Raw genomic sequence first — 24,947 nt, 5'->3', positions numbered from 1 at the left:
ATTTGGGGGCTGTCATGAAATCAATACATAAAACGAGCTTGCTAGTATGTGTGACGATCCTCATTTTTTTTGGCTCAGTTGGAGTCGTCGCGTATTGGCCAGCTATTTCTCAAATCATTGCCATGAATCAATCACATGAGGAGGAGCAAAAGTTTGTCGATCCATTCTCATATGATCCGCCTCTGCCGTCTTATGTAAAGGATTTGAACCCTGTTTATAAGCTTCAAGCTGAATTACATACATCCGAAGCAAAAATAACTGGAAACATGACCTTGGAGTTCGACAATCCGAAAACGCCAGATGTACGGCTGTATATTTACGATTACCTTTGGAACAAAATGACGGTGAAGTCGATTCGCTACAAGGACAAGCCGCTTTCTTTTGAACGTGCTCAATCGCTGGTGAAGCTGGCAAATCCTCTTGGAAAGGAGCTTCGTGGAGCCCTAACCATTGAATTCGAGAACCCGGTTCCACGTAGAGGCACACGTTTTGGGGTGAAAGACGATATTTGGACGTTGACGACATGGTACCCGATGCTCGGTGCCCAAAATCAAAAAGGCGTTTGGTATGACCCTCCGCAACGCGTTGATTTTGGTGATCCATTCGTTTACCACTATGGAGACTACGATGTGACCTTTACCTCTCCCCAAGGGTACAAATGGGTCAGTTCATGGGGCAGAGGGCAAGCGAAGTCAATCGGTGGGAACAAGCAGCAAGTCCATTATCAAGCAAAAAATCTGTTGAACTTTGGACTGGTGGGAAGCCCGCTTTATCACATTGAAACGATTCAATTTGCTCCGAATTTAACGGTGGACATTGCTTCCGTGGATAAAGGTAACATTGAAAGAATCAAGACCATTGCCCAATCGGTCTTTCCTACTTTTATCGACATGTACGGTCCGTTGCCGTATCCGAACGTTGCGATTGCGGAAACAAGTACAGGTACGACGTACGCCATGGAATACGCAAACCTCGCCGTATTCAAAAGAGACATGCATCACAATAATCTGATCGATCATTGGCTGCCGCATGAGGTGGGACATCTTTGGTGGTATAACAGTGTAGCTACATTGGAGTCCTCGCACGGGTGGCTTGATGAGGGGCTGGTGGAGCTCGGCGTGTCTCATTACTTGCAGAAGCGTTATGGTGCCCAATCAGCTACGACTCTGTTGGATACGTACAATCGGGATGTCAAACGTTTGCAAGACCGTTATCCAAATGGAAAACTTGACAAACCATTGCAAAAGTTTGTCACCGAAGAAGAGTTTAAGCTGACCTGGTATTCCCGGGGAGCACTTCTGTTTGACAACCTGCGCCGCAAAATTGGTGACGATGCCTATAAGCGATTCTTACAGCGCGTCCAGCAAAATTATCATGGCAGTGTCATTGGTGCAGAGCATCTCGATCAGGCGCTTGGGCAGACCTTGCAAGGGGAAGCGAAATATTTCACCCTGTATACCAATAGTGCAAATAAGAATGGCTTTGGTGCTGTGCAATTGGAACCCTATATCACCACGATTATCAATAACATGAGCTTTTATCCATCCATTCCAGCTCGGGTCACCCAAAATACGGTGTATATTCCGCTGCGTGAGCTCGGTGAGAAAATGGGATTAGCGATTAGCTGGGACGACAAGAAACAAATGATCCGCGTAAAAGGAAATGGACGTGAAGTATTTATAAAGGAACGGGAGCGCTTTGCGGACGTAGATGGAAAGCGGATGGATTTAGGCAGCCCGTTAATCGAAATCAAAGAACGTACGATGGTTCCACTGTCTTTTTTTGAAAAAGCATTGGGATATGAGACAGCGTACAATCAACAACAAAAAACGGTGAAGATCAATACAAACCAAACGATTGGAAAGGCGGCGGAAACAAAATGAAAAACCTGGTGTTAGTCGGATTTATGGGAACAGGAAAAACCACGGTTGGCGCCGCGCTCGCTACCTCTTTAGGATTGAAGCATACGGACTTGGATGATGCGATTGTGGAAAGGGAAGGTCGCAGCATTCCAGAAATCTTCACCGATCAAGGCGAGGCATATTTCCGAGACGCTGAGACGAAACGTCTGGCGGAACTACTGGCAGCAGGATCTCAGGTCGTAACAACTGGGGGAGGAGCTGTATTACGGAAGCAAAACGTAGAGATGATGATGGAGCAAGGCATCGTCATCGCGCTGCATGCCACGGAAGAAGAGCTCATCAAGCGTTTGGAAAATGATACAGGCCGGCCATTGTTAGTGGGAGGAGTCGCAACAAGGGTAAAAACATTAATGGCGGAGCGTGCAGGTGTTTACGATTTTGCGCCAATTCAGGTGGACACGACAGGAAAGAGCCTTTCCGATATCGTGATGGAAATTACGAGCCAGGTGGTTGAAAGAGCACAGGACGGGGAACAATAGAGGGGACAGCGCTTGCGCCGTGGTGTGAATCCACGAGTAAGAAGGAGGTCAAGTGCGATGTCCTTTCAGGAATATTTAAAGTACCTGACGAAACTGTTTGTCCAGTACATGGACACCCCAAAAGATGAACGCCGTTTGCGTAAGACTCCACGCGAGTCCTGGTCGTCACGCTGGTTTGGTGCCATTCCCATGTCTATTCGACTGTTATGGCGCAAATAAAATTCGTAAACCTATCATGATCGAGATGGAGGGTGCATATGGCGAGAGTAGCGGTCGAAAATTCCCTGTCTGAAGTGTGCAAGATGCTGCGTCAAAATGGTTACGAAGTTGTTGATCTGGGCAACTGGCAGCAGGTAGTAGATGCGATTGTCATTACAGGACAGGATATCAACGTACTGGGTGATCAAAACAAAACCATTACAGGAGCTCCCGTCATTAATGCAGAGGGAATGACGGTCAATGAAATTTTTCATGCCGTGCATGAGCGTCTCTCTCCTACAGAGCATCGGTGAATATTAAACGTAAAAAGCAAGCTCTCCAACCGGTTATTCGGCAGGAGAGCTTGTTTCGTTTACGAAAAATCGTCCGACGCGATGGGCATACGAATAAGGGACAAAGCGCAGACCCTCATCCCATACGCCGACATAAGCATTTTGGTCATTCCATAAATGCAGGGACCCCACGACAAAGGGGGCTAAAACCTGTGACTGATGAATCGGGACGGCTAATGTTACCGGTGAGGTATAATTTTGCTGCCACAATTGGTTCCAAGACACATTAGTGTCCGTTGAATTCATTTGGCTGACCCACCCGATATGATCAAAAGGATCTGCCTCGGATGCGCTTAAAATTCTCATTTGAGTCAGGCGTTGGCCATTTTGTATGAGCTGTTCGCCCGCAAAAGCATCGACAGAGGGTTCATTAATTTGAAAGGAAGTAGGATACATTTCTCCCGTTTTTGCATTGACCATTTGTGTATCTGACTTCTGGGTGATCAGCCAGTAGGAAGCAAATCCGTCATAAACTGGCTCTGCCGCGATTTCCTTCGGAGCAAAAGCGTCATCGAACAAGATGTACTCCCCGACACCGTATTCCAGCAGAACAAATTTCTCATGGGAAGTGGAATCAGGGGCTTCTCCTATCACCAAATACCCAACTTGCTTGTCCGCTTTTTTTATACTTACCAGCCACTGATGCTGCCCTGCACCAAGTGTTTGCACGTCCGTCTTTGCGTCTTGCCATTGCTTGAACTGAGGGTCTCGGCTTGCGATAGCATCCATCCATTCTCGAATTTGTGCTTGGAATTGCTTGTCCCAGCTTGCTTCGTCTTGCGCAAAAGCCGGTGAGGAAAGCAGCATGAGAGACAAAAGAGCAGCGATAAAAGGAAGAAATCGTCTGGTCACAACTATGCACCACCTTTTGTAAAGGCTTAACCTATTCCTATTGTAACCAGCTATGACAAAAAGATTTGTTGCAACGTGTCTTTTCTGTTTCACATTTTCTCGTTGATCTTTTACATGATTCGCCCTGATGCGGGGAGATGTCTCATGCTTTTTGCTTTCGATGACCGCGTGAGCGGAGGAACGGAAGATAAATAGAACAAGCCGCCGTTTATGAACGAAACCTCAATCCGCGGCTCGTATTGCCATGCCAGCTCGTCTTTTCGGCGTTGTCTTTCCTCATCTGGCGTGCTCTTTTTCCATTCTCCTTGTTGAATCTCTTCACGTGGGGTGATTTGGATTCCATTTGTACGTAAAAAGTCGAGGATTCGTCCGCCAGACGCCCGGTATTCGTCAAAAGATATGGGCTGTTCGACAGAAGCTGGTCCAGCTGGATCAGGATCGGGGTGCAGGGCTTCTAGCTCGAGTGACGACTGAGCTACCGGCTGCTCTGCTTCTTCTTCGGTTTCCTCTGCTTTTGTCTGCTCATTTTCCGGTTCTCGCCGTGCCAATTCTTCATAGTACGCTTCCAAGATGGCCAATTCTTCGCTTAATCGTGTGCGGGCTTCCTCTGCCCATTGCTGATCTTCTTGTTCCAATGTATGTTCGACTTCCTGTTGTGCCATTTGTAGGGCTTCCTGTATGGTTACCTTTCGATCCAACGTGTAGTAGTAGTCAGGGATCGCAGGGGTCAAGGAAAGTGAAAATAAAAACGAAGTGAAATCTGTAACTAGCCGTGGCTGATGCAAATTAATCCCCAGGTACAATAAAATGTCACGTCGCTTGTCACAGAGCAGAGATACCTTCAAGTTCATCCCGAGCCAAGGCACGAGAGGGGTTGAGCGACGCTTGCCGGCATTGCCTAAAAGCCCCCCTTGTTGCTCGTACATACAGACAAAGCTGCCATGCTTTTTGGCAGAAGCGAAAATTTGTTGCATGCGGGTGGCCCCTAGATGCAGATGCTCGGATCGCAAACCCTCAGGCGTGCAATCCGGATGAAAAGTAAAGGTAAGGACCAATGGCTGATAAGCCAAATTCATCTTATCCACCCAGCTCCAATAAAAAGGGCGATTGCCAATATCTTTGTCCACCTCGACAGGGAGTTTGACTGTGAAGTAATCCGGGTGAGATTCGAGGATATGGGCAGAAAAAGTAGCCAAATAGCGCTCGACAAATTGTCTGACCTGTTGTTGCTGCATCAGGAGACCTCATTTCTTTTTCGTTTCCAACAAGAGTTATTGGTCAGCCGCCTCTGAAAGCGGGACGGCATCTTTTGTTATTTTGCTTGCCCGAATCGCGTGTCCAATGTTATCGAGCTTCAGCGCCATTTCTTTGGAGGATCGAGAATCCATAATGATTTGAACCAGATTATCTTCCAAGGAATGGTTTAGATTCAGGCGTTCTACAATATCATCGAGTTCACCGATGACCATTTCAAACAGGTCGATTTTTTCATACAGCAGCTTGAGAATATGCTCCTCGATCGTTCCTGTTGTCGATAAATTGTAAATGTGCACATCCCTTTTTTGTCCCAGCCGATGGACGCGACCGATTCGTTGCTCCACTCGCATGGGATTCCAAGGCATGTCGTAATTAATCACCTGATTGCAGAACTGTAAATTGATGCCTTCGCCGCCTGCCTCTGTCGCGATCAAGACTTGTGCACGATTCTGGAAAAGATCAGTCATCCAGTCTTTTTTACTGCGTTTAAAGCCGCCGCGAAAGGGGACAGAAGTGATCCCATGGTCGTGCAAATACTTTTGCAGATAGTTTTGTGTTGCCCGGTACTCTGTAAAAATGATCACTTTGTCGTTGATTTGTTGAATGAGCTCAACTGTTTTGGCAGCCTTGGAATGCGTCTCAATTTGTTTGATCATCTCGACTAGCTCAAGAATTTGCGTGCGCAGGGGAGAGTCTTCGCCAGTGCGCTGGTGCATATTATACAGTGTCATAAACGCTGCTTCCTTACTTGAGCAGACCTCACGCTGCAAGGTAATCAGAGCGAGAGAGTTGAAGCCGCCAACCCCCAATCCAGTTTGGTATTGCTCGCGGACAAAGCGGGTCACTCCCTCGTACAACGTCATTTCCTCAGGCGAAAGGTCAATCGGAATGGACTGGACGCGGCGGCTAGTGAATTGGATGCCGCCATCACTTCGTTTGTTGCGAATCATGACCTTTTCAATTTCTTCCCGCAATTTCTCGCTGTTTTTTGATTGGCGTTTGCCCTCTACGTAATTGGTAGAGAAGGTGGAAGTATGGCCAAGATGACCTGGCTTTAACAAATTGATGAGGTTGTACAGCTCGTCCATTTCGTTCTGAATGGGAGTTGCTGTTAGGAGCAGGCAGTATTTTTTGCGGATCTCTTTGACGAACTGATAGTTGCGTGTCCGCTTATTTTTGAGTTTATGGGCCTCGTCGATGATGAGCATGTCGTAATCGATGTCGAGTACGTGACGCCTGTGCGGATCTCGTTTTGCAGTATCTATCGATGCGACAACGACTTCATGCTGGCGCCACATATATTCTTTTTTTTGCGCGACTGCTGCAATGCCGAATTTTTGATGAAGCTCTTTTGTCCATTGAATGACGAGAGAGGCCGGAACCAGGACGAGAATTTTTTTAGCCAAGCCGCGAACCATATACTCTTTCATGATCAACCCTGCTTCGATCGTCTTTCCCAGACCGACTTCATCTGCGAGAATGGCACGACCGCGCATCTCCAACAGGACGCGTTTTGCCGTCTCCAACTGATGAGGAAATGGCGATAAGAGTGGAAGGTATTTCAGACATTGCAGCTGGTCAAAATCGTGAACAGCCATTGCCTCCTCGGCTTCCAACGAGAGCTTGAACAGCTCCCACTTATCCCAGGGGCCATCTTCTTGCATGCGCTCTGTAAGCGGATTGATCCAACTCGTATCAAATGAAATAGGAACATTCGGCATATCAGATACTCCTTTTCATAGCTCTGCCATAACTTTCATGGTAAATGACAAAAAACTGAACATTTATCTATTGTCAATGTGTTTTGTTAAGTTTTTCTGAATCTGACTGTTAATTTGTATATTTTCAACTTTGGTCTCTCATGGTAGGATAAAGAGGTAGTACATCCCTTAGTATGGAAATGACAGCAAAAACTTATGTATGACCATGAAACAACCGCGAATGATGGTAGTAGGGAGAGACTGCTTGAACGTTTGGCAGCGCCGAAGGAGCAAGCCGGTAACGGTGAATCTCTCAGGCAAAAGTACCTCTACCGGACGCAACTCTGGAGAGAGCTCACATGAGCCACCAAAGGGGAAACTTGCAAGTGAGGAACGATGTAGCCCTCACCTGATTCGCAAGGTAACTCTCAGGTACCAAGGACAGAGGAGGAGAAATGGGCACCATTATTTTGGTGTACCCGTTTTTCCCCCTCTGTTTTGTTTTGGTCGATAAGACTCCTATCGACATAAGTGCAACTAAGGCCTCGCCAAAGGCTCAGCGAAGGCAAGTTTTCTAAGATCTTATTGTTCACAGGAGGTGCCACATGTCCAATTTGAAACGTACGCCACTATTTGATTCTTATGCAAAGTATGGCGCGAAAACCATCGACTTCGGTGGTTGGGATCTGCCAGTGCAGTTTACAAGCATTGGTCAAGAGCATGAAGCCGTTCGGACAAAAGCTGGTCTATTTGATGTTTCCCATATGGGAGAAGTGGACGTAAAAGGGGAAAACGCTCTTTCTTATCTCCAGCGTGTGACGACGAATGACGTGTCCAAGCTGGCAGTCGGGCAGGCGCAGTACAGTGTGCTTTGCTACCCAGATGGGGGGACGGTAGACGATCTGCTTGTTTACAAGTATGCAGATGATCATTACCTGCTCGTCATCAACGCGGGGAATATCGACAAAGACTATGCGTGGCTAGAAGAACATCTGATTCCAGGCGTAACGATTGAGAATATTTCGCCACAGACAGCACAAATCGCGATTCAAGGTCCTTTGGCAGAAACTATTCTGCAAAAGCTGACGACTACAGACTTGTCTCAAATCGGTTTTTTCCGTTTTGAGCGTGATGTACAAGTGAGCGGCATTCCTGCATTGGTCTCCCGTACTGGCTATACTGGCGAAGATGGCTTCGAGATTTATTTGGATGCCGATCGTGCCGCAGAGCTGTGGGATATCTTGCTGGATGCAGGAAAAGAAGAAGGTCTGTTGCCATGCGGTCTCGGTGCGCGCGATACGCTTCGTTTTGAAGCCAAGCTGCCACTCTACGGCCAAGAGCTCAGCAAAGACATTACGCCGATCGAAGCGGGCATTGGTTTCGCTGTCAAGGTAGACAAAGAAGTGCCGTTTATCGGTCAAGAAGTATTGAAGGCACAAAAAGAAAACGGAGCTCCACGCAAGCTGGTAGGGATCGAAATGATCGATCGTGGGATTCCGCGCACGCATTACCCTGTCTATGCAGGGGAAGAGCTCATTGGCGAAGTGACGACGGGAACACAATCTCCAACCTTGAAAAAAAACGTCGGTCTCGCTCTCGTAAAAACCGAGCATGCTGCGTTAGGTACACAAGTAGAAGTAGAAATCCGCGGAAAACGTCTGAAAGCAGAAGTCGTTGCCGCTCCATTTTATAAACGCCCCAAAAACTAAACGATACAACACATACATCCTTTTAGAGGAGGACAACGTCCGTGAAATACCGCTACCTGCCCCAAACTGATCAGGACAAGCGCGAAATGCTGGAAACCCTCGGCATTTCGAGCATAGAAGAACTGTTTGCTGATATTCCGGAAGAAGTGCGCTTCAAAGGTGCTTTGAATATTCCAGAAGCCCTATCCGAGCCAGATTTGGTGAAGTATTTTACACGCCTCGCAAATAAAAACGTAAACTTCAGCACGCATGTTAACTTTCTAGGTGCGGGTGTTTATCAACATTACACGCCGAGCACAGTCAATCATATGCTGCTCCGCGGTGAATTCTTTACCGCTTATACACCTTACCAGCCAGAAATCAGCCAAGGTGAACTGCAAGCTATTTTTGAGTTCCAAACAATGGTATGTGAGCTGACTGGCATGGAAGTAGCCAACTCCTCGATGTATGACGGCGCTACTTCTTTGGCAGAGGCAGCGATGATGGCTGCAGGTCACACTGGCAAAAAGCGCGTAATCGTTTCCCGCGCTGTACATCCGGAAGCGCGTGGTGTTTTGAAAACATATGCGTATGGTCAAAACGTTGAGCTGGTTGAAGTAGGTATCAACAGTGACGGCGTTACGGATACAGCGGCTCTGGAAGCACTTATCGATGAAAACACAGCAGCAGTCATCGTGCAGTATCCGAACTTCTTCGGAAACGTAGAGGATTTGGGAGCGATTGAACCAATTGCGCATGGAAAAGGTGCTCTGTTGATCACATCCTCGAATCCGCTTGCTCTGGGTGTACTGGAGGCACCGGGCAAATTGGGCGCAGATATCGTAGTGGGCGACATGCAGCCATTCGGTATCCCAGCATCCTTCGGTGGACCACATTGTGGATACTTTGCTACGACATCCAAGCTGATGCGCAAAATGCCAGGTCGTATCGTCGGTCAAACGAAGGACGAAAATGGCAAACGCGGCTTCGTATTGACGCTGCAAGCGCGTGAACAACATATTCGTCGTGAAAAAGCGACTTCCAATATCTGCTCAAACCAAGCGCTGCTCGCTTTGGCTGCTTCTATTGCCATGACAGCACTAGGCAAGCAGGGTGTACAAGAAATGGCGATGATGAACCTGCAAAAAGCTCATTACGCCAAGAATGCCCTGCAAGCAAAAGGCTTGGAGATCGTATTCACTTCTCCATTCTTCAACGAGTTTGTGGTGAAGCTGAACAAACCGGTTGCAGAAGTAAACAAAGGCCTGTTGGATGCTGGAATCATCGGGGGCTATGATCTCGGTCTCGACTATCCAGAGTTTGCAAATCATACCTTGCTTGCAGTAACTGAGCTGCGTACCAAAGAAGAAATCGACACATTGGCGGCTGAATTGGAGGCGATCACACGTGCGTAACGACCAGGAGAAAGCACTGATCTTTGAAATGAGCAAACCAGGCCGTGTGGGCTACAATTTGCCGGCATTGGATGTTCCAGAAGTAGAAGTAGCAAGCCTTTTGCCAAAGCACCTCATTCGGGAAACGCCGGCTGAGCTGCCTGAGGTATCTGAGCTGCAATTGGTTCGTCACTATACAGAACTGTCTCGACGCAACCATGGGGTAGACAATGGCTTCTATCCGCTTGGTTCTTGCACGATGAAATACAACCCGAAAATTAACGAAGATGTTGCTCGTTACGCTGGTTTTGCGCAGACACATCCGTATCAACCGGAAGAAACTGTACAGGGTGCTTTGGAGCTGTTGTACAACCTGCAAGAAGAACTGGCTGAAATTACAGGGATGGACGCGGTTACTCTGCAACCAGCCGCTGGTGCTGCGGGTGAGTGGACAGGTCTGATGATGATCCGTGCCTACCACGAGAGCCGTGGGGAAGGCCATCGTACCAAAGTTATCGTGCCGAATTCCGCGCACGGAACGAACCCGGCATCTGCTGCTGTAGCTGGCTTGGATACCGTAACTATTGCATCTGACGAGCGTGGATTGGTTGACATTCAAGCGCTTCGTGATGCAGTAGGACCTGACACGGCTGCTTTGATGCTGACGAACCCGAACACACTCGGATTGTTTGAAGAAGATATTGTGGAAATGGCGAAAATCGTCCATGAAGCAGGCGGCCTCTTGTACTATGATGGTGCGAATGCGAACGCGATTTTGGGAATTGCCCGTCCGGGAGACATGGGCTTCGACGTGGTGCATCTGAACTTGCACAAAACGTTTACAGGACCTCACGGTGGTGGCGGTCCAGGTGCAGGTCCGGTCGGTGTGAAAAAAATTCTCGAGCCATTCCTGCCTGCACCAATCGTAGCGAAAAAGGAAGACGGCAGCTTCTACTGGGACAGCAATCGCCCAGCTTCCATTGGTCGTGTAAAAGGCTACAACGGAAACTTTGGCATTCTCGTTCGTGCGTACAGCTACATCCGTACGATGGGGCCAGAAGGCTTGCTGCAAGTTTCCCAAAATGCGGTGCTCTCCGCCAACTATATGATGCGTCGACTGGCAACGGCTTACCATCTGCCATTTGATCGCGTCTGCAAGCACGAGTTCGTCCTGTCTGGAGTGATCCAGAAGAAGCAGGGTGTACGTACGCTCGATATTGCAAAACGATTGCTCGACTTCGGTTATCACCCGCCAACGATCTACTTCCCATTGATCGTGGACGAGTGCCTGATGATCGAACCGACCGAAACTGAGACAAAAGAAACGCTCGATGAGTTCATCGACGTTATGCTGCAAATTGCCCGTGAGTGCGAGGAAACGCCAGAAATCGTTCAGGAAGCTCCTCATACCACTGTGGTCAAGCGTTTGGATGAAGCGACAGCGGCAAGAAAGCCAATCCTGCGTTATCAACCGCAAGCATAATCCTAGATTCCAGGAGAAGTCGCCTGTTGTTACGGGCGGCTTTTCTTTCTGATTGATGTTATCATGTGGGAAGAAGAGGCAGGGGAGGGTTCGAGCCGAATGAAGAGAAGGATTGTGTTTACCGGTGGTGGTTCGGCAGGCCATGTTACTGTGAATCTTGCACTCATCCCCCACTTTATCAAGCTTGGCTGGGAAGTTGCCTACATTGGTTCTGCGACAGGCATTGAACGAGAGCTAGTCGCCAACCATCCGGAAGTGCGCTATATTGGCATTTCTTCAGGAAAACTGCGACGTTACTTTGATTGGAAAAACGTGAGTGACCCGCTGCGTGTCCTCAAAGGCATTTGGCAAGCTTCTCGCTTTCTCGCCAAGTGGAGGCCGGATGTGATTTTTTCCAAAGGAGGCTTCGTTTCCGTGCCGGTCGTTTTTGGGGGGTGGCTAAACCGTCTTCCTGTAGTCATCCATGAATCTGATCTGACACCCGGTCTCGCAAACAAGCTGGCTGTCCCTTTTTCCAGCAAGGTGTGCGTTACATTTCCAGAATCGCTTTCGAAAGTACCCAAAAACAAAGGGATTCACGTAGGTGCAGTCGTGAGAGAAGAGTTGAAGCAGGGGCGAAAAGAAGCAGGCTTGGCGTACTGCTCCTTTACCGCAAAAAAACCTGTCTTGCTTGTCATGGGGGGAAGCTTGGGAGCACGGAGAATCAATGAGGCGGTACGTCGCACATTGGTTAATTTGCTGGAGAATTTTTCTATTGTACATATTTGTGGCAAAAATCAAGTGGATGAAACGATTCAGGTAACAGGCTACAAGCAATTTGAGTATGTCCAGGAGGAATTGCCTGATTTGCTGGCGATGGCAGATATTGTGGTGTCTCGTGCAGGCTCCAATGCGATTTACGAGTTTTTAGCTCTACAAAAGCCAATGCTCTTGATACCGTTGTCCCGTGAAGCAAGTCGGGGTGATCAGATTTTAAATGCTCAGTCCTTTGAAAGGAAGGGCTTGTGTCATGTTCTGCTGGAAGAAGAGCTAACGGATGATCGCTTTTATCAAGCGGTGAATGACTTGCAAAAGAACAGAGAGTCCGTCTTGCAGCGAATGCGCGAAGAAAATGAGAAGAAAACAGATTCACTGGCGCAGGTCATGGCGATTTTACAGGAGACAGCTCGTGCAAATTAGCCCATCAGAGGCTTGCCGTCCCTCGTGCCAGAAGCGTACAATGAAGGCGTTGTGAATGAGGAGGTACATAGATGGAACAGTGGCGCTATATCGTGACGGAAGCCATGTCACCCGCGATGAATATGGCAGTAGATGAAGCAATTTTGCAGTTGCACAGTGAGGGAAAGGTTCCCCCGACCGTTCGTTTTTACACGTGGGACCCGGCAACACTGTCAATTGGCTATTTCCAGAAGGCCATCAAGGACATCAATCTGGAGGAAGTTCAAAATAGAGGACTGGGCTTTGTTCGCAGAGCGACGGGAGGGCGTGCTGTTCTCCACGATCAGGAGCTGACATACAGTGTCATCGTATCCGAAGACCATCCGAAAATGCCTTCGAGCGTGACGGAAGCCTACAAAATCATCAGCTTGGGACTGCTGCACGGGTTCCAAAACCTTGGACTCTCGGCGGAAATGGTCTCCCTGGCAAGTGAAGAGGAGAAGGAAAAGTACACGTCTCCAGGTTCATCCGCCTGCTTCGATTCTCCCTCTTGGTATGAGCTCGTGGTAGAAGGGAAAAAAGTAGCGGGAAGCGCTCAGACCCGACAAAAGGGTGTTATTCTTCAGCACGGCTCTATTCTCCTTGATATGGACGTAGATTTGCTATTCTCACTCTTGCATTTCCCATCGGAGCGGGTAAAACAACGGATGATCGATAGCTTCCGACAAAAAGCAGTGACGATCAACCAAGTAAGCCCTCGGCCAATCAGTCTCCAAGAATCCATCGAGGCGTTCTCGAAAGGCTTTGCATCCGGGCTGGAAGTGGAGCTGATCCCTTCAACGCTTACGGACGAAGAACTCGCTTTGGCAGAAGAACTTGTGAGTACGCGCTATGCTACAGACGAATGGAATCTGCGTCGCTAAATGATAAAGAAAAGCTCTCTCGGATGCATCTACATACCGGGAGAGCTTCTTTTGATTACACGAGTACACTTGTGTTGATATGCTGTTCAAACAAGTCTTGTAGTGTAAGTGCGACAGGTCCTGGCTGTCCGTTGCCAACAGCGACGCCATCTACCGAGATGAGCGGCATGATTTCCGCGGTCGTGCTGGTGAGGAATACTTCATCGGCTTGCTTCAAGAAAGCAATGTCGAATGCTTCTTCATGGACAGTGATGCCATTGTTCCGAGCCAAATCAATGACCACTTGGCGAGTAATTCCGTGCAGGATCAGATTGTCGGCCTGATGTGTATACAGCTCGCCATTTTTCACGACGAACAAATTGGAAGCGCTGCACTCTGTGATGACGCCGTTGCGGTGCAAAATCGATTCTTGGGCACCTGCATCTTTTGCGTATTGTTTGACCAGAACAGCCCCTAGCAGATTGAGCGTTTTGATATCGCAACGCAGCCAGCGGATATCTTCGACGAGCTGAGCTGTCAAGCCTTTCTTCATATCGGCGACAGGGCGGTCCTTGCGACGGACAAAGCCCATAATCACAGGCTGGATCCCAGACGGAATATCGTGAACACGGGGAGCGGTGCCGCGAGATACTTGCAAGTAAAGGGTGGCGTCGTCATTTTCCGTGATGTTGTTCTTGGCGATCAGCTGATTCGCTAAGTCCGTTAGCTCTTCTGCGCTCCATGGAAGCTCCATTTTTATTTCTTTGGCACTTCGAAACAAACGGGTAAGATGTCCATCCCATTGATACATGCGTCCCTTATAAATACGTACTACCTCATATATGCCATCCCCAAAGTTATAGCCACGGTCCTCTGGATGGACTGCGACTTGCCCTTCTTCTACCCATTTGCCATCTACATATAGCATGGTACTTCCCCCTCAATAGATTCCAATCCGTTTCTTTCAAACGGTTTTTTATTGATTCCACCTTAGCAAAAGGCAAGTACATCGGTCAATTTGAAAGTCGCCTTTTCTTTATCAATAATTTTACGGAGTAAAGCCCCTTTCTATTAAGAATTCATATGGAAGGAAGTCACACGAAAAATCGACGTTTGGGGCAGAAGAAAGCGAAAGCTGTCCAGGGATGGCGCAGGATGAAGTTATTTGACTAACTATTCTGACTAGACTCGATTTGTCGTAAACGCCCATAATAAATAGCAAAGAGGGAAGGAAAGGGAGAATGCTATGCGATCTGTCCGTCATTATGCGCTATGTGCCCTGCTTGTCTGTGGAACGATATTGCCGATACCTTTCCTTTCACATCGTGCTCATGCAGAGGAAGCTCAAGATTGGATTGATAATGAACGCTTGTACAGCCATGTCGAGCAACTGGCGAGAACAGCCCGTCCACCTGCTACTGAAACGGAATTTGCAGCAGCTGTCTATGTGGAAAATACACTTCGATCTTACGGGTACAAGACCAAGCTCGATCCATTTTCTTATTATACGTACCGAAAGCCAACTACTCTATCCCTGACGGTGGAAGAATGGCCGGGTCAAAAATGGACAGTAAGCGGATTTACTTTTGGGATTAATGGAACCGCAACAGCAGAAGTGGTGGATGCAGGCTTGGGAAGGGCCGTTGATTTTGTGACCGATGCCTCCCGGGGAAAGATTGCTTTGGTCAAGCGAGGGGAAATTTCGTTCGGCGAAAAAGTACGCCAAGCAGCCGCTGCCGGAGCCGTTGCTCTGATCATCTGGAACGATCGGGAGGAAGGCTGGAATGCTTCACTGGGCGAACCCTTGGATATCGCAGTTCCTGTAATCGCTTTGTCCAAAGCGGACGGCACGAAGCTCCAGAAACGCATCATGGACAAGCGGCCCGTAAAGGGAACCGTCAAGGTAGAAGGAGCCGTAACGACCAAGCAAACCTCGTATAATATCGTGGCAAGCCGAAAGCCCAATCAAAATGACACCGGGCAGGTCGTCATGGTATCCGCTCACCATGATTCCGCTGGGTTATCAGCTGGGGCAAATCACAATGGCTCCGGTGTAGCGGCCTTGCTTGAGATAGCGCGTAATATGGCTGACAAGCCGATCGATACGGAAGTGAGATTCGTCAGCTTTGGTGGGGTTACCTCGGGAAGCAGAGGCCCGATTGCTTATGCGAATGCCTTATCGGCCAAAGACCGACAAGCTATGATTGCAGCCTTCTATGTCGATGGGGTGGGCAGTCAAAAGACAGAGCTGGTTGCAACCAATTCGCTGGGCAACGAAAACCTGCCAATCCAACTCCTGAGAGTAGCGGGGGTGTCTTCTACCGAGAAGGATGGGAAACGTGCACGAAATGGTCCAGCAGGCGCTTTAGCCGCCGCGGGTATTCCTACGGCGCTTGTGACGAGTGCAGAGACAGGACAAGCAACAGATGACTCCATCGCACAGATTGATTGGGCACAAATCGCAACGGCGACAAAGGCGATCCTTTCAGCGATTGAAAAAATTACTGACCAAACAACGCCAGCTTATCCGATGGGTTCTCCAAATGGGGAACAGCCGAGAGCGGAAAGTGAGGCTTTGCAGTAGACGTCTCCTTCGGGGGACGTTTTTCGTTTGTGATAAAATAAGGGGGAGTAACCATGATATCCTTGTACTTTTGGTGCTGATCGGAATATTGAATGCGATCCTATTAATGCGAAAAAAAGTGGCCAAGATTCTGTCTTGACCACAGGAGCTACGAGTAAACAATCCAGTCAATTCTGATGCTTCCAAACGTACCAGCCTATTAGGAACATGCCGCAATAAGTCGCTGCACTGGCGATTGCAGACATACTCCACGGAACAACGAGTGTGAGGAGAGAGAAAACAAATATAGTAAGCAGCATGACGACAATGAGCGGCAGCATTTGCAGATGTTGACGTGTCGCAATTGGATGTGTCAACGAATAGAGTAGGGCTGCGACAATGACTCCACCATGTAAAAGTGAGAGGATAGCGAGAAGCCAATCGCCACCCGGCATCATTTGAATCAATATTTGTTTGATAGGCAGTACAGAGGCGTGGGCATCATGCCAATGGGCAAGAAGAATAGCTTGACCTAACATGGTGAACAAAAGGAAGATTCCGGCTCCGATGATTGCCCCCATCCGAACAGCTCGCTCATGAGACGCACGTACTGCCAGTGGTAGAGTCGTGGCCAAGCCGATGAGAAAATGCAAGGCAAGGAAAAATACAGCGTGAATCAGCCAGTTCACATTCAATTGATAACCCAAGCTCGGTATTGGAACATGGGATTGTGCGCTGAAAATCACTCCAAATAATAATAAACCGACAGATAGAGATATGGCTGTTGCAGTGACAATCCACCTCCAACGATTTATGATAAAGAAGATGGCTGCAATGGTCAGAAGGATGAACCATAAGGGAGAGAACTCCTCCAAGAGGAAATCTGCCTGTTGGCCAAGCATGACTCCTGTATACCCCAGTAGCAGAATGTGGGTGATGACAGAAAGGCTAGATGCGAACGCTTCGCCAAACAATACGTAGTACAGCTCATACAGAGAGTGAATTTGCTTGCGATGGCAAAAGGTCAACAGCTGGACGCCGAACCATCCGAGACCAAGAGCCGCAAGTGCAATGCCTATTGTTCCCCAGGAACCGAAATAAGTAAAAAAGCGTAACCACTCATATCCACCCAAATAGAATCCACCTAACGCAGACCCTGCAAAAAGCACGGCGATATGCCAAGCGACTTTGTCCATAGGCATCATCCTCACTTGAAACTTGGTACAAGTGTATGAGACAAACAGGTCTGTTCAGAACAGATGATATTAAATAAACATAAATGTTTACAAATTATACTTAATGGAATATAATGAGGAACATACCAGTATTTAGATTATTGATGGGGTGAAACCATGAAAATTGTAGGAATAGCCGGAAGCATGAATGCCAATTCTACGACAAAACAAGCGGTTCATATTGTACTCGAAGCTGCGAAGGCTGCAGGTGCCGATGTTGAAATGATTCATCTCGCGGACTGGAAGCTGCCGCTGTACGATGATCGTGATGATACCAGTACGTACCCTGAAATAGTCCATCGATTTGTCAAAGCGGTTTCTGAAGCAGATGGTCTTGTAATCGGTTCGCCTGAATACCATGGCACAATGACAGGTGCTTTGAAAAATGCTATTGACTTCTTGGAAGGACGCATTTTGCGTGACAAGCAGGTTGCCATTATTGGCGTCGCTGGGGGAAGCATGGGTGCTACGAACACGGTCAACACTTTGCAATTAATCATGCGCAATCTGCATGCATGGCCATTGCCATCTAGCCCATCCATCCCAAGTGCTTACAATGCCTTTACACCAGAAGGCAAGCTGAAGGATGAGCGATTGCAGGCTCGAATGGAGCAATTGGGTCAACAACTCGTACAATATGTCAAAATGATGAACCCAACACCAGAAAAACAGCTGCGATAGGTACTTTTCTCTTGCAAATGCTTCTCATTACACGGTATCATATTTCTACGTGCCTTTTTTGGCTAGATGAAATAACGGTTTGGAAATGAGGGGTTCACAATGCCGCCAACGCCGAGTATGGAAGACTATTTGGAACGCATTTACAACTTAATTGAAGAAAAGGGCTATGCTCGTGTCTCCGATATTGCTGAAGCGTTGGAAGTACATCCCTCTTCGGTCACGAAAATGGTTCAGAAGCTAGACAAAGACAAGTATCTCGTTTACGAAAAATACCGTGGACTTGTCTTGACGCCAAAAGGGAAGAAAATCGGAAAACGCCTAGTGGACCGTCACAGTCTTCTGGAAGAATTTATGCGGATCATCGGCTTGGATGAAGAGCACATTTATCAGGATGTGGAAGGAATCGAGCACCACCTGAGTTGGGAGTCGATTACATGCCTGGAGTATCTGGTTCAGTACTTCGAGGCAGATCCAAAACGTATAGAAGAGCTTCGTAACATTCGTTTGTTAGATGAGCAAAAAGAGGAATAGTCCATATCGTTATCGTATTATAGCGCAAGCCGACCAGGCTTGCGTTTTTCTTTGTAGTAACGGAAAAGCTGTCGTCTTATACATGGAGAATGGGGAGGAATTTTAGGGAGGGGAAGCGAGTTGAAAGCGGATGCAGTCTTTGAAGGTGGCGGCGTAAAAGGAATCGCTTTTATCGGTGCCTTGCGAGTCATGGAGGAGAATGGATACACATGGGAAAGACTCGCTGGTACCTCGGCTGGCTCCATTGTTGCAGCTTTACTCGGCGCTGGCTATTCCAGCCATGAGTTAAAACCGGTCTTTGAAGAGCTGGATTACCTTCACTTTCTCAAGAGCTCAGGGCTGGGTAGGCTTCCTCTCATCGGACCAATCTATGAACTAGTCATGCGAGAAGGGGTTTATCGAGCAGATCGTATCGAGTTGTTCATAGAGGAGTTGTTACAGCGAAAAGGTGTACGAACATTCGGAGATCTTCCTCCTGGTAAGCTGAAGGTTGTCGCTTCTGATGTCACAGATGGAAAAATGCTTATATTTCCCGACGATTTGGCACGGTATGGTGTAGAACCAGATGATTTTCCAGTGGCACGAGCGGTTCGCATGTCTTCGTCTATCCCGTTCTTTTTTCAGCCTGCAAAGCTGCAAAGTGCTGGACATGTCCATTATATTGTCGATGGCGCATTATTGAGCAACTACCCCGTGTGGTTATTTGATGTACCGGGGACTCCACGGTGGCCGACGATTGGTTTTCGTCTGAGTGATGATCAAGACAAGAGAGAAGCGACCAGCATCAAAGGTCTTTTTTCCTTCTCTCGTGGATTGCTGGCGACAATGCTCGATGCACACGACCGTCTGTATGTAGAAAAGGCAAAAGCCGTTCGGACGATTTTCATCCGTACATTAGGGGTGAGAACCACCCAATTTCAGCTGTCAAAAGAAATCAGGCAACAATTGTTTGAGTCAGGGGAGGCAGCCGCTCACAAATTTTTGGCACAATGGGACTTTGAAGATTACGTCAAAGTGTTTCGCAATACCTCTCCGAAAATGCTCGTCTAATAAAAAAACAGGTCGCCGATTAGGCAGCCTGTTTTTTATTAGTGGGAGATATTATTTTGCGATTTTTCGTCTTGTTTCTCTTTTTGTTTCCCTTTGCTCCCCTCGATCACACGAAACGGATGATCTTTTCGCGGGGTACTCGACTGCTTCTTCACTGCTTGCCGAGCAATGGAGGGCTTTGGCTTCACCTTGACCTTTGACTGTCTAGGTTTGCCTGCTCCTGCGCCTTGTGAAAAGAAGGAGCCGGTTTGTAAATAGTTGCGCACGACCAAGAAAAGTACAACGGATAATCCCAAGATGACAATCGTACTGACAGGATCATGGATGAGTGTTATCAAAAATCCGTAAATCGCCAATACGATCACTATCAGAATCACTGGTGGAATACGGCGTAACATAGGGCTTCACCTCTATGGGAATAAAAATGCCTCACGTTATCCGGTCGTAACCATTCTTTCCTGCACGTGCTTCTGATCAAGCTCCCGCATCTTTTGGAAGGAAGCGATGGCTACCTCGACTTGGCTGTCATCTGGTTCACGAGTTGTGATCTTTTGCAACCACAATCCTGGATAACCAAGGTAACGTAGGACGGGTACATCACGGAGCTTGTTTGTCCACTGCAAAACCTCATAAGAGACGCCGATTACCAGTGGCAAAAGAACAATGCGTTGTACGACCCTCTCCGTCAGGGAGTCATAACTAAACAGTGAGTAAATCACTACACCGACGAACACTGAGAAAATGAGAAAACTGCTCCCGCAACGATAATGCAGAGCGGAAAATTTTTGTACATTGGCTACTGTTAATTCTACCCCGGATTCGAATGCGTTAATCACTTTATGCTCGGCTCCGTGGTATTGAAAAAGCCTTTTAATCAACGGAGTTTGTGCAATGGCTGTAATATAGCCGAGGAGGAGCAGAATTTTAAATCCGCCTTCAGCCAACGTTTGAGGAACGCCATCCGGTACCCATTTTCCGAGTAAAAAGTCTGCCAGGAAAACGGGAACGAGTGTAAATACGAATTTCCCAAACAGGAAGGAAAGTACCCCCACGACAGCCACACCTAAAATCATGGTGAGCTTCGATGGACTTTCAGAGACTTCTTCTCCAGACTCCTTACTGTATTGTTCAGAGGCGAAGTTGAGATGTTTGGCCCCATTGGCGCTGGCTTCGACCAAACCAACAATCCCACGCAAAAACGGAATCTTTTTCAGCGTAGTAATCCATTTATATTCGGACCTTGGGGATTCAAAATACTCAATTTCATGATTTTTTTTGCGAACAGCTGTAACAGTCGTGGTTTTGCCACCGAACATAACTCCTTCGATGACGGCCTGACCGCCGTAGCTAGGTACGTTTTGTTGCGCCAATACAATCACCATCCTTACCACTATATTAACGGAAATGGCGACTTGAAGCTACAAGGAGTTCGCACTTTTCCAACAAATGTAAAGCAAAAGTGAAAAGCTTAGAGGAAGAGCATACTAGAGAACAGAGGTGATGGAAATGGAAATAAGCAAAACAGGACGGAGGCACAAGCAATCACGCGTATCCCATACCGAAGAAGGCAGGCAAGGCAGTAAGAGAATCTCCACTTCGAAGATTTTGGAGGTCGCATTCTGGGGAACTATCATTTGGGGGTTCGTTCGATTGATGGCTCACTTTTTGAACATGACCCCGTACGGAATCGGAGCATTTGCACGTCCTTTTATCAGCATCGAGGACGAAAATACGTTTACGAGCGTGTGCCTTGGTGGTATCGTGCTGTTCGCTGAAACAGTCGTTGCTTCATTTTTGTTCAGCTTGTTATTTGGCCGGATCCGTGCGTGGTGGCTGGGACTCGTCTACGGGGCGGTCATGTTAGCGATAGCGGGTTTCTTCTTTCATATCAGAAATTGGGAGGTCGCCACCTTAAGTACGGAAGGCGCTTGGTATTTGTCGTTTGGCTTGTTCATTGGGGTGACAATCATACTCGAGCAATCAGACGAGAATCATGATTGGAACGAGTTCACAAGGTAGGAGGATTTCTCCGTTCCTTGTCAAAATGGATGTAACAATGTTCGAAATGTTGTTTGGGCGATTGTCTACTTTGGATTCAGAACGGCATGTGGTAAAATGTTTCATTAATAAAAAAACTTTTATAGGGAGAGGGATGGTCGATGACTTCCGTCTTGGTACTGAACGGGCCCAACCTGAATTTATTGGGGACAAGGGAGCCGGATGTTTACGGAAGGGAAACGCTGGAGGATGTGGTGACAATCCTGACGGGTGTCATGGATGAGTTGGGCGGAAAGCTTGAGCATCTCCAATCGAATCACGAAGGTGTCCTCATCGACGCGATTCATCAGGCGAGAGGTGTCCATGACGGCATCTTGATCAATCCAGGGGCATTCACCCATTACAGCTATGCGATCCGAGACGCATTGGCCAGTGTGGCTCTGCCAACGATTGAAGTACATATTTCCAATATTCATGCACGGGAACCATTTCGACATCACTCCGTCATCGCACCTATCGCGATTGGACAAGTAGTCGGGTTGGGGATCGATGGATATGAATGGGCGTTAAGAGCGCTCGTCCGTAAAATCGAAAAAAAATAAAAGCATTCAAAAAGGGGAAAAGGTTGCCATGAAACATCGTCTGCATAAATTGCGCGAGGCACTTACACAAGTGGGAGCAGAGGCGTTTATTACCGAAAAAACAGAGAATCGCTTCTATTTGAGTGGCTTCACCGGATCAACGGGATGGGTAATTGTCACCGAAAAAGAGGCGTTTCTCGTCACTGACTTCCGCTATGTGGAACAAGCGCAAGAACAAGCTCCTGAATTTACAGTGGTAAATAACGAGAGAAAAGCTGTTGAAGCGATTGCAAAGCTCCTGCATGAAAAAGGGATCAAGCGCTTGGCATTCGAGAGCAGCGTGTCCTTTAGCACCTATCAGGAATGGAACAAAGGATTTGACGGAGTAGAGATGGTGCCAACAAGCGGTCTGCTTGAAAAAATCCGCATGTTTAAAGACGAATCCGAGATGGTTATTATTCGTGAAGCGGTTCGTATAGCTGAAGCGGCATTTACGCATATTCAAGGCTTCATCAAGCCAGGTGTGCGTGAAGCTGATGTTGCCTTGGAATTGGAATTCTTCATGCGCAAGCGAGGAGCGACAGGCTCTGCATTTGATATGATCGTAGCCTCAGGTGTGCGCGGTGCTCTGCCACATGGACGTGCGTCCGAGAAAGTGATTCAGGCAGGGGAAATGGTTACACTCGACTTTGGTGCTGCTTATCAGGGCTACCATTCTGACATCACACGCACCTTGTCTGTGGGCGAGCCAGACCCGAAAATGCGTGAAATCTATGAAATCGTTCTGCGAGCACAGCTGGCAGGTTTAGAAGCTCTGAAGCCAGGTGTATCTGCAAAAGATGCTGACGCAGCAACGAGAGATATCATCACAGCAGCAGGCTATGGTGACGCGTATGGACATAGCGCAGGTCATGGCCTCGGATTGGAAGTTCACGAGCTGCCAGGGCTGTCGACTGTAAGCACCTTCGTATTGGAGCCAGGTATGCTCGTAACGATGGAACCAGGCATTTATGTAACAGGACTTGGTGGCGTTCGGATCGAAGATGATGTGTGGATTACAGCTGATGGTCATGAGAACCTGAACAAGTCCACGAAAGAGTTGCTCATTTTGCCTGTGTAATTTATACTTATTCTGTTATTGATTGATTTGGGAGGACTACCATGATCTCTGTAAACGATTTTCGTACCGGTTTGACAATCGAAGTGGATGGCAATATTTATACCGTGCTAGAATTCCAACACGTAAAACCAGGTAAAGGTGCGGCTTTCGTTCGCTCCAAACTGCGCAACCTGCGCAACGGCAACACGACGGAAATGACTTTCCGTGGCGGTGAAAAAGTTAACCCTGCCCGCATCGAATCCAGCACCATGCAATACCTGTATGCGAGCGGAGACGAGTACACTTTCATGAATACCGAGACATATGAGCAAATGACGTTCACTCGCAACCAAATCGAGCGTGAGCTGCGTTTCCTCAAGGAAAACATGAACGTGCAAATCATGCAGTACAACGGAGAAACAATCGGTATTCAATTGCCGAATACAGTTGAACTCGTTGTAACAGAATGTGAGCCAGGTGTAAAAGGTGACACTGCTTCTAACGTAACGAAGAAAGCAACCTTGGAAACTGGTTTCGTAGTAAACGTTCCTCTTTTCGTAGAAGAAGGAGAGCGTTTGATCATCGATACTCGTACGGAAGCATACGTTTCCCGCGCGTAAAAGCAAGGATTGCAAGAAAAGCTGTGCCCAAAAATGGGTGCAGCTTTTTTTATTTGCTCTCCAATGGATACAGTATTGTAAAAATTATGCAATTGCACTACATTAAGTGGTACGGAGAAAGAGTAAGGTGGAGGGGGATCGCTTTGAGAACGGAACAAGAAATGATGAGCATGCTGATCGATTTCGCCAGAAAGGATGATCGCATCCGCTTAGTGACCTTGGAAGGGTCACGCACGAACAAAAATATACCCGCTGATCCATTCCAAGATTATGATATTTCGTATTTTGTGACGGAGATGGATTCTTTCAAGGAAAATGGTCAATGGCTCGATATTTTTGGAACTCGGATTATGATGCAAAAACCGGAGGATATGGAGCTCTTTCCGTCCGAGTTAGGGAATTGGTTTTCCTATCTTATGCTATTTGAGGACGGTAATAAAGTAGATCTGACGCTGATTCCGATAGACGAGACAGAGCAGTATTTTGCAGATAGCGACGGCCTGGTTGAGGTCTTGCTGGATAAGGACGAGCTTATCAAACATGAGGTACTCCCTTCCGATCGTCAATATTGGACCCGGAAGCCAACTGCTAGAGAGTTTGATGACTGCTGCAACGAATTTTGGATGGTCTCTACTTACGTTGTCAAAGGTTTGGCGAGAAAAGAAATCCTGTTTGCCATTGATCATCTCAACGAAATTGCCCGACCGAATTTGCTACGAATGATGGCGTGGCAAATCGGATGTGAGAAAGGGTTTACCTTTAGTGTCGGGAAAAACTACAAATTTATCGATCGCTATCTTCCAAAAGAAGATTGGGAAGCGTTACTATCCAGCTATAACGAAAACGGCTACCCGCAGATGTGGGAAGCGTTATTCACTTGCTACGAGCTATTTCGAAAGTACTCCAAAGCGGTGGCAGATAGTCTCGGATATCCGTATCCAGCTTACGATGAAGCCATTACCAAGTACGCGGAAAATATCTACCATTCGTGGAAGTGATGGATGGAACCCGACCGCCTTTTATCAAGGGCGGTTTTTTCTTATGTTGTCGATCGCTTGACCACCAAAGCTGGCGAGAAGAAAAAGCACAGGGCTCGTTGACCTTGACAACGCCTACCCAGTCGGAACTTAAAAAAGGGGACCACGCTTGTCGAACACTTCTTCTTCGAGAAACATCCGCCCGTAGGGTGGCTTTGGCTCGACG

At 47.7% G+C, this 24,947-nt stretch carries 25 protein-coding genes and 2 riboswitches; of the genes, 18 read left to right on the top strand and 7 right to left on the bottom strand.

Annotated features, from left to right (window positions below):
• Positions 1-14 precede the first annotated feature (14 nt).
• The 4 genes from C7R94_RS27075 to C7R94_RS27060 are packed head-to-tail and all read left to right on the top strand — an operon-like array spanning position 15 to position 2,913.
• Positions 15-1,883 carry a stalk domain-containing protein gene (locus C7R94_RS27075; RefSeq protein ID WP_106785717.1) on the top strand — a complete coding sequence of 623 codons (1,869 nt, stop codon included), beginning with the start codon at positions 15-17 and terminating at the stop codon, positions 1,881-1,883.
• Entirely contained in the window at positions 1,880-2,401 is a 522-nt protein-coding gene (locus C7R94_RS27070; protein ID WP_106785705.1) for a shikimate kinase, read from the top strand. The genes C7R94_RS27075 and C7R94_RS27070 overlap by 4 nt, the downstream gene beginning before the upstream one ends.
• 57 nt (positions 2,402-2,458) lie before the next feature.
• On the top strand, positions 2,459-2,620 hold the full coding sequence (locus C7R94_RS27065) for a YqzE family protein (RefSeq protein ID WP_007725773.1): 162 nt from the start codon (positions 2,459-2,461) through the stop codon (positions 2,618-2,620).
• Between the two features lie 38 nt (positions 2,621-2,658).
• Positions 2,659-2,913: a YkuS family protein gene (locus C7R94_RS27060; protein ID WP_106785704.1), complete on the top strand. Its 255-nt coding sequence runs from the start codon at positions 2,659-2,661 to the stop codon at positions 2,911-2,913.
• Positions 2,914-2,946: 33 nt separating this feature from the next.
• On the opposite strand, the gene C7R94_RS27055 is transcribed toward C7R94_RS27060, so the two are convergent.
• The 3 genes from C7R94_RS27055 to C7R94_RS27045 all read right to left on the bottom strand — a co-directional run bounded on the left by C7R94_RS27055 (position 2,947) and on the right by C7R94_RS27045 (position 6,782).
• Positions 2,947-3,804 carry a hypothetical protein gene (locus C7R94_RS27055; RefSeq protein WP_106785703.1) on the bottom strand — a complete coding sequence of 286 codons (858 nt, stop codon included), beginning with the start codon at positions 3,802-3,804 and terminating at the stop codon, positions 2,947-2,949.
• A 110-nt stretch (positions 3,805-3,914) separates the two neighbouring features.
• Positions 3,915-5,039, bottom strand: coding sequence for a YqhG family protein (locus C7R94_RS27050; protein WP_106785702.1), 1,125 nt, complete (start codon positions 5,037-5,039; stop codon positions 3,915-3,917).
• A 36-nt stretch (positions 5,040-5,075) separates the two neighbouring features.
• A complete protein-coding gene (locus C7R94_RS27045; RefSeq protein WP_106785701.1) occupies positions 5,076-6,782 on the bottom strand; it encodes a DEAD/DEAH box helicase in 1,707 nt (568 codons plus the stop codon).
• Between the two features lie 220 nt (positions 6,783-7,002).
• A riboswitch (glycine riboswitch) is annotated at positions 7,003-7,100 on the top strand.
• Positions 7,101-7,216: riboswitch (glycine riboswitch) on the top strand.
• Positions 7,217-7,366: 150 nt separating this feature from the next.
• On the opposite strand from C7R94_RS27045, the gene gcvT reads away from it, so the two are divergent.
• The 5 genes from gcvT (at position 7,367) to C7R94_RS27020 (ending at position 13,407) form a co-directional block, all read left to right on the top strand.
• A complete protein-coding gene (gene gcvT, locus C7R94_RS27040; protein ID WP_106785700.1) occupies positions 7,367-8,470 on the top strand; it encodes a glycine cleavage system aminomethyltransferase GcvT in 1,104 nt (367 codons plus the stop codon).
• Between the two features lie 41 nt (positions 8,471-8,511).
• Positions 8,512-9,864 (top strand): aminomethyl-transferring glycine dehydrogenase subunit GcvPA, encoded by a 1,353-nt coding sequence (gene gcvPA / locus C7R94_RS27035; protein ID WP_106785699.1) that lies wholly within the window; start codon positions 8,512-8,514, stop codon positions 9,862-9,864.
• Complete coding sequence (gene gcvPB / locus C7R94_RS27030) at positions 9,857-11,326, top strand: aminomethyl-transferring glycine dehydrogenase subunit GcvPB (RefSeq protein WP_106785698.1); 1,470 nt, start codon at positions 9,857-9,859, stop codon at positions 11,324-11,326. The genes gcvPA and gcvPB overlap by 8 nt, the downstream gene beginning before the upstream one ends.
• 99 nt (positions 11,327-11,425) lie before the next feature.
• The gene (locus C7R94_RS27025; RefSeq protein ID WP_106785697.1) at positions 11,426-12,505 is read left to right on the top strand and encodes an undecaprenyldiphospho-muramoylpentapeptide beta-N-acetylglucosaminyltransferase; all 1,080 of its coding nucleotides are present in this window, start codon (positions 11,426-11,428) and stop codon (positions 12,503-12,505) included.
• 71 nt (positions 12,506-12,576) lie between these two features.
• A complete protein-coding gene (locus C7R94_RS27020; RefSeq protein WP_106785696.1) occupies positions 12,577-13,407 on the top strand; it encodes a lipoate--protein ligase family protein in 831 nt (276 codons plus the stop codon).
• Positions 13,408-13,462: 55 nt separating this feature from the next.
• Here C7R94_RS27020 and dat read toward each other — a convergent pair whose 3' ends face one another.
• The gene (gene dat, locus C7R94_RS27015) at positions 13,463-14,314 is read right to left on the bottom strand and encodes a D-amino-acid transaminase (RefSeq protein WP_106785695.1); all 852 of its coding nucleotides are present in this window, start codon (positions 14,312-14,314) and stop codon (positions 13,463-13,465) included.
• Positions 14,315-14,632: 318 nt separating this feature from the next.
• Here dat and C7R94_RS27010 point away from each other — a divergent pair, with 318 nt between their 5' ends.
• A complete protein-coding gene (locus C7R94_RS27010; RefSeq protein WP_106785694.1) occupies positions 14,633-15,970 on the top strand; it encodes a M28 family peptidase in 1,338 nt (445 codons plus the stop codon).
• Positions 15,971-16,137: 167 nt separating this feature from the next.
• On the opposite strand, the gene C7R94_RS27005 is transcribed toward C7R94_RS27010, so the two are convergent.
• Entirely contained in the window at positions 16,138-17,145 is a 1,008-nt protein-coding gene (locus C7R94_RS27005) for a hypothetical protein (protein WP_106785693.1), read from the bottom strand.
• A gap of 156 nt (positions 17,146-17,301) precedes the next feature.
• Here C7R94_RS27005 and C7R94_RS27000 point away from each other — a divergent pair, with 156 nt between their 5' ends.
• The 3 genes from C7R94_RS27000 (at position 17,302) to C7R94_RS26990 (ending at position 19,446) form a co-directional block, all read left to right on the top strand.
• On the top strand, positions 17,302-17,865 hold the full coding sequence (locus tag C7R94_RS27000) for an NADPH-dependent FMN reductase (RefSeq protein ID WP_106785692.1): 564 nt from the start codon (positions 17,302-17,304) through the stop codon (positions 17,863-17,865).
• Positions 17,866-17,964: 99 nt separating this feature from the next.
• Positions 17,965-18,396 (top strand): transcriptional regulator MntR, encoded by a 432-nt coding sequence (gene mntR / locus C7R94_RS26995; protein WP_017247979.1) that lies wholly within the window; start codon positions 17,965-17,967, stop codon positions 18,394-18,396.
• 120 nt (positions 18,397-18,516) lie between these two features.
• Entirely contained in the window at positions 18,517-19,446 is a 930-nt protein-coding gene (locus tag C7R94_RS26990) for a patatin-like phospholipase family protein (RefSeq protein ID WP_106785691.1), read from the top strand.
• 38 nt (positions 19,447-19,484) lie between these two features.
• Here C7R94_RS26990 and C7R94_RS26985 read toward each other — a convergent pair whose 3' ends face one another.
• A complete protein-coding gene (locus C7R94_RS26985; protein ID WP_106785690.1) occupies positions 19,485-19,844 on the bottom strand; it encodes a hypothetical protein in 360 nt (119 codons plus the stop codon).
• Between the two features lie 36 nt (positions 19,845-19,880).
• The gene (locus tag C7R94_RS26980; protein ID WP_106785689.1) at positions 19,881-20,828 is read right to left on the bottom strand and encodes a DUF1385 domain-containing protein; all 948 of its coding nucleotides are present in this window, start codon (positions 20,826-20,828) and stop codon (positions 19,881-19,883) included.
• Positions 20,829-20,952: 124 nt separating this feature from the next.
• Here C7R94_RS26980 and C7R94_RS26975 point away from each other — a divergent pair, with 124 nt between their 5' ends.
• The 5 genes from C7R94_RS26975 (at position 20,953) to ant(6) (ending at position 24,742) form a co-directional block, all read left to right on the top strand.
• Entirely contained in the window at positions 20,953-21,465 is a 513-nt protein-coding gene (locus tag C7R94_RS26975; protein WP_106785688.1) for a YqhR family membrane protein, read from the top strand.
• Positions 21,466-21,605: 140 nt separating this feature from the next.
• Positions 21,606-22,046 carry a type II 3-dehydroquinate dehydratase gene (gene aroQ, locus C7R94_RS26970; protein WP_047068826.1) on the top strand — a complete coding sequence of 147 codons (441 nt, stop codon included), beginning with the start codon at positions 21,606-21,608 and terminating at the stop codon, positions 22,044-22,046.
• Positions 22,047-22,074: 28 nt separating this feature from the next.
• Positions 22,075-23,145 (top strand): M24 family metallopeptidase, encoded by a 1,071-nt coding sequence (locus tag C7R94_RS26965; protein ID WP_106785687.1) that lies wholly within the window; start codon positions 22,075-22,077, stop codon positions 23,143-23,145.
• Between the two features lie 41 nt (positions 23,146-23,186).
• Positions 23,187-23,744, top strand: a complete 558-nt coding sequence (gene efp, locus C7R94_RS26960; protein ID WP_047068830.1) for an elongation factor P — start codon at positions 23,187-23,189, stop codon at positions 23,742-23,744.
• A gap of 143 nt (positions 23,745-23,887) precedes the next feature.
• Positions 23,888-24,742 (top strand): aminoglycoside 6-adenylyltransferase, encoded by an 855-nt coding sequence (gene ant(6) / locus C7R94_RS26955; protein ID WP_106785686.1) that lies wholly within the window; start codon positions 23,888-23,890, stop codon positions 24,740-24,742.
• Positions 24,743-24,947: the final 205 nt, after the last annotated feature.

It is taken from the genome of Brevibacillus sp. NRRL NRS-603 (assembly GCF_003013445.1).
GTDB lineage: Bacteria > Bacillota > Bacilli > Brevibacillales > Brevibacillaceae > Brevibacillus > Brevibacillus formosus.
The sequence above is the reverse complement of the archived record's forward strand: the minus strand, read 5'-3'. Positions and strand labels throughout refer to the sequence as shown.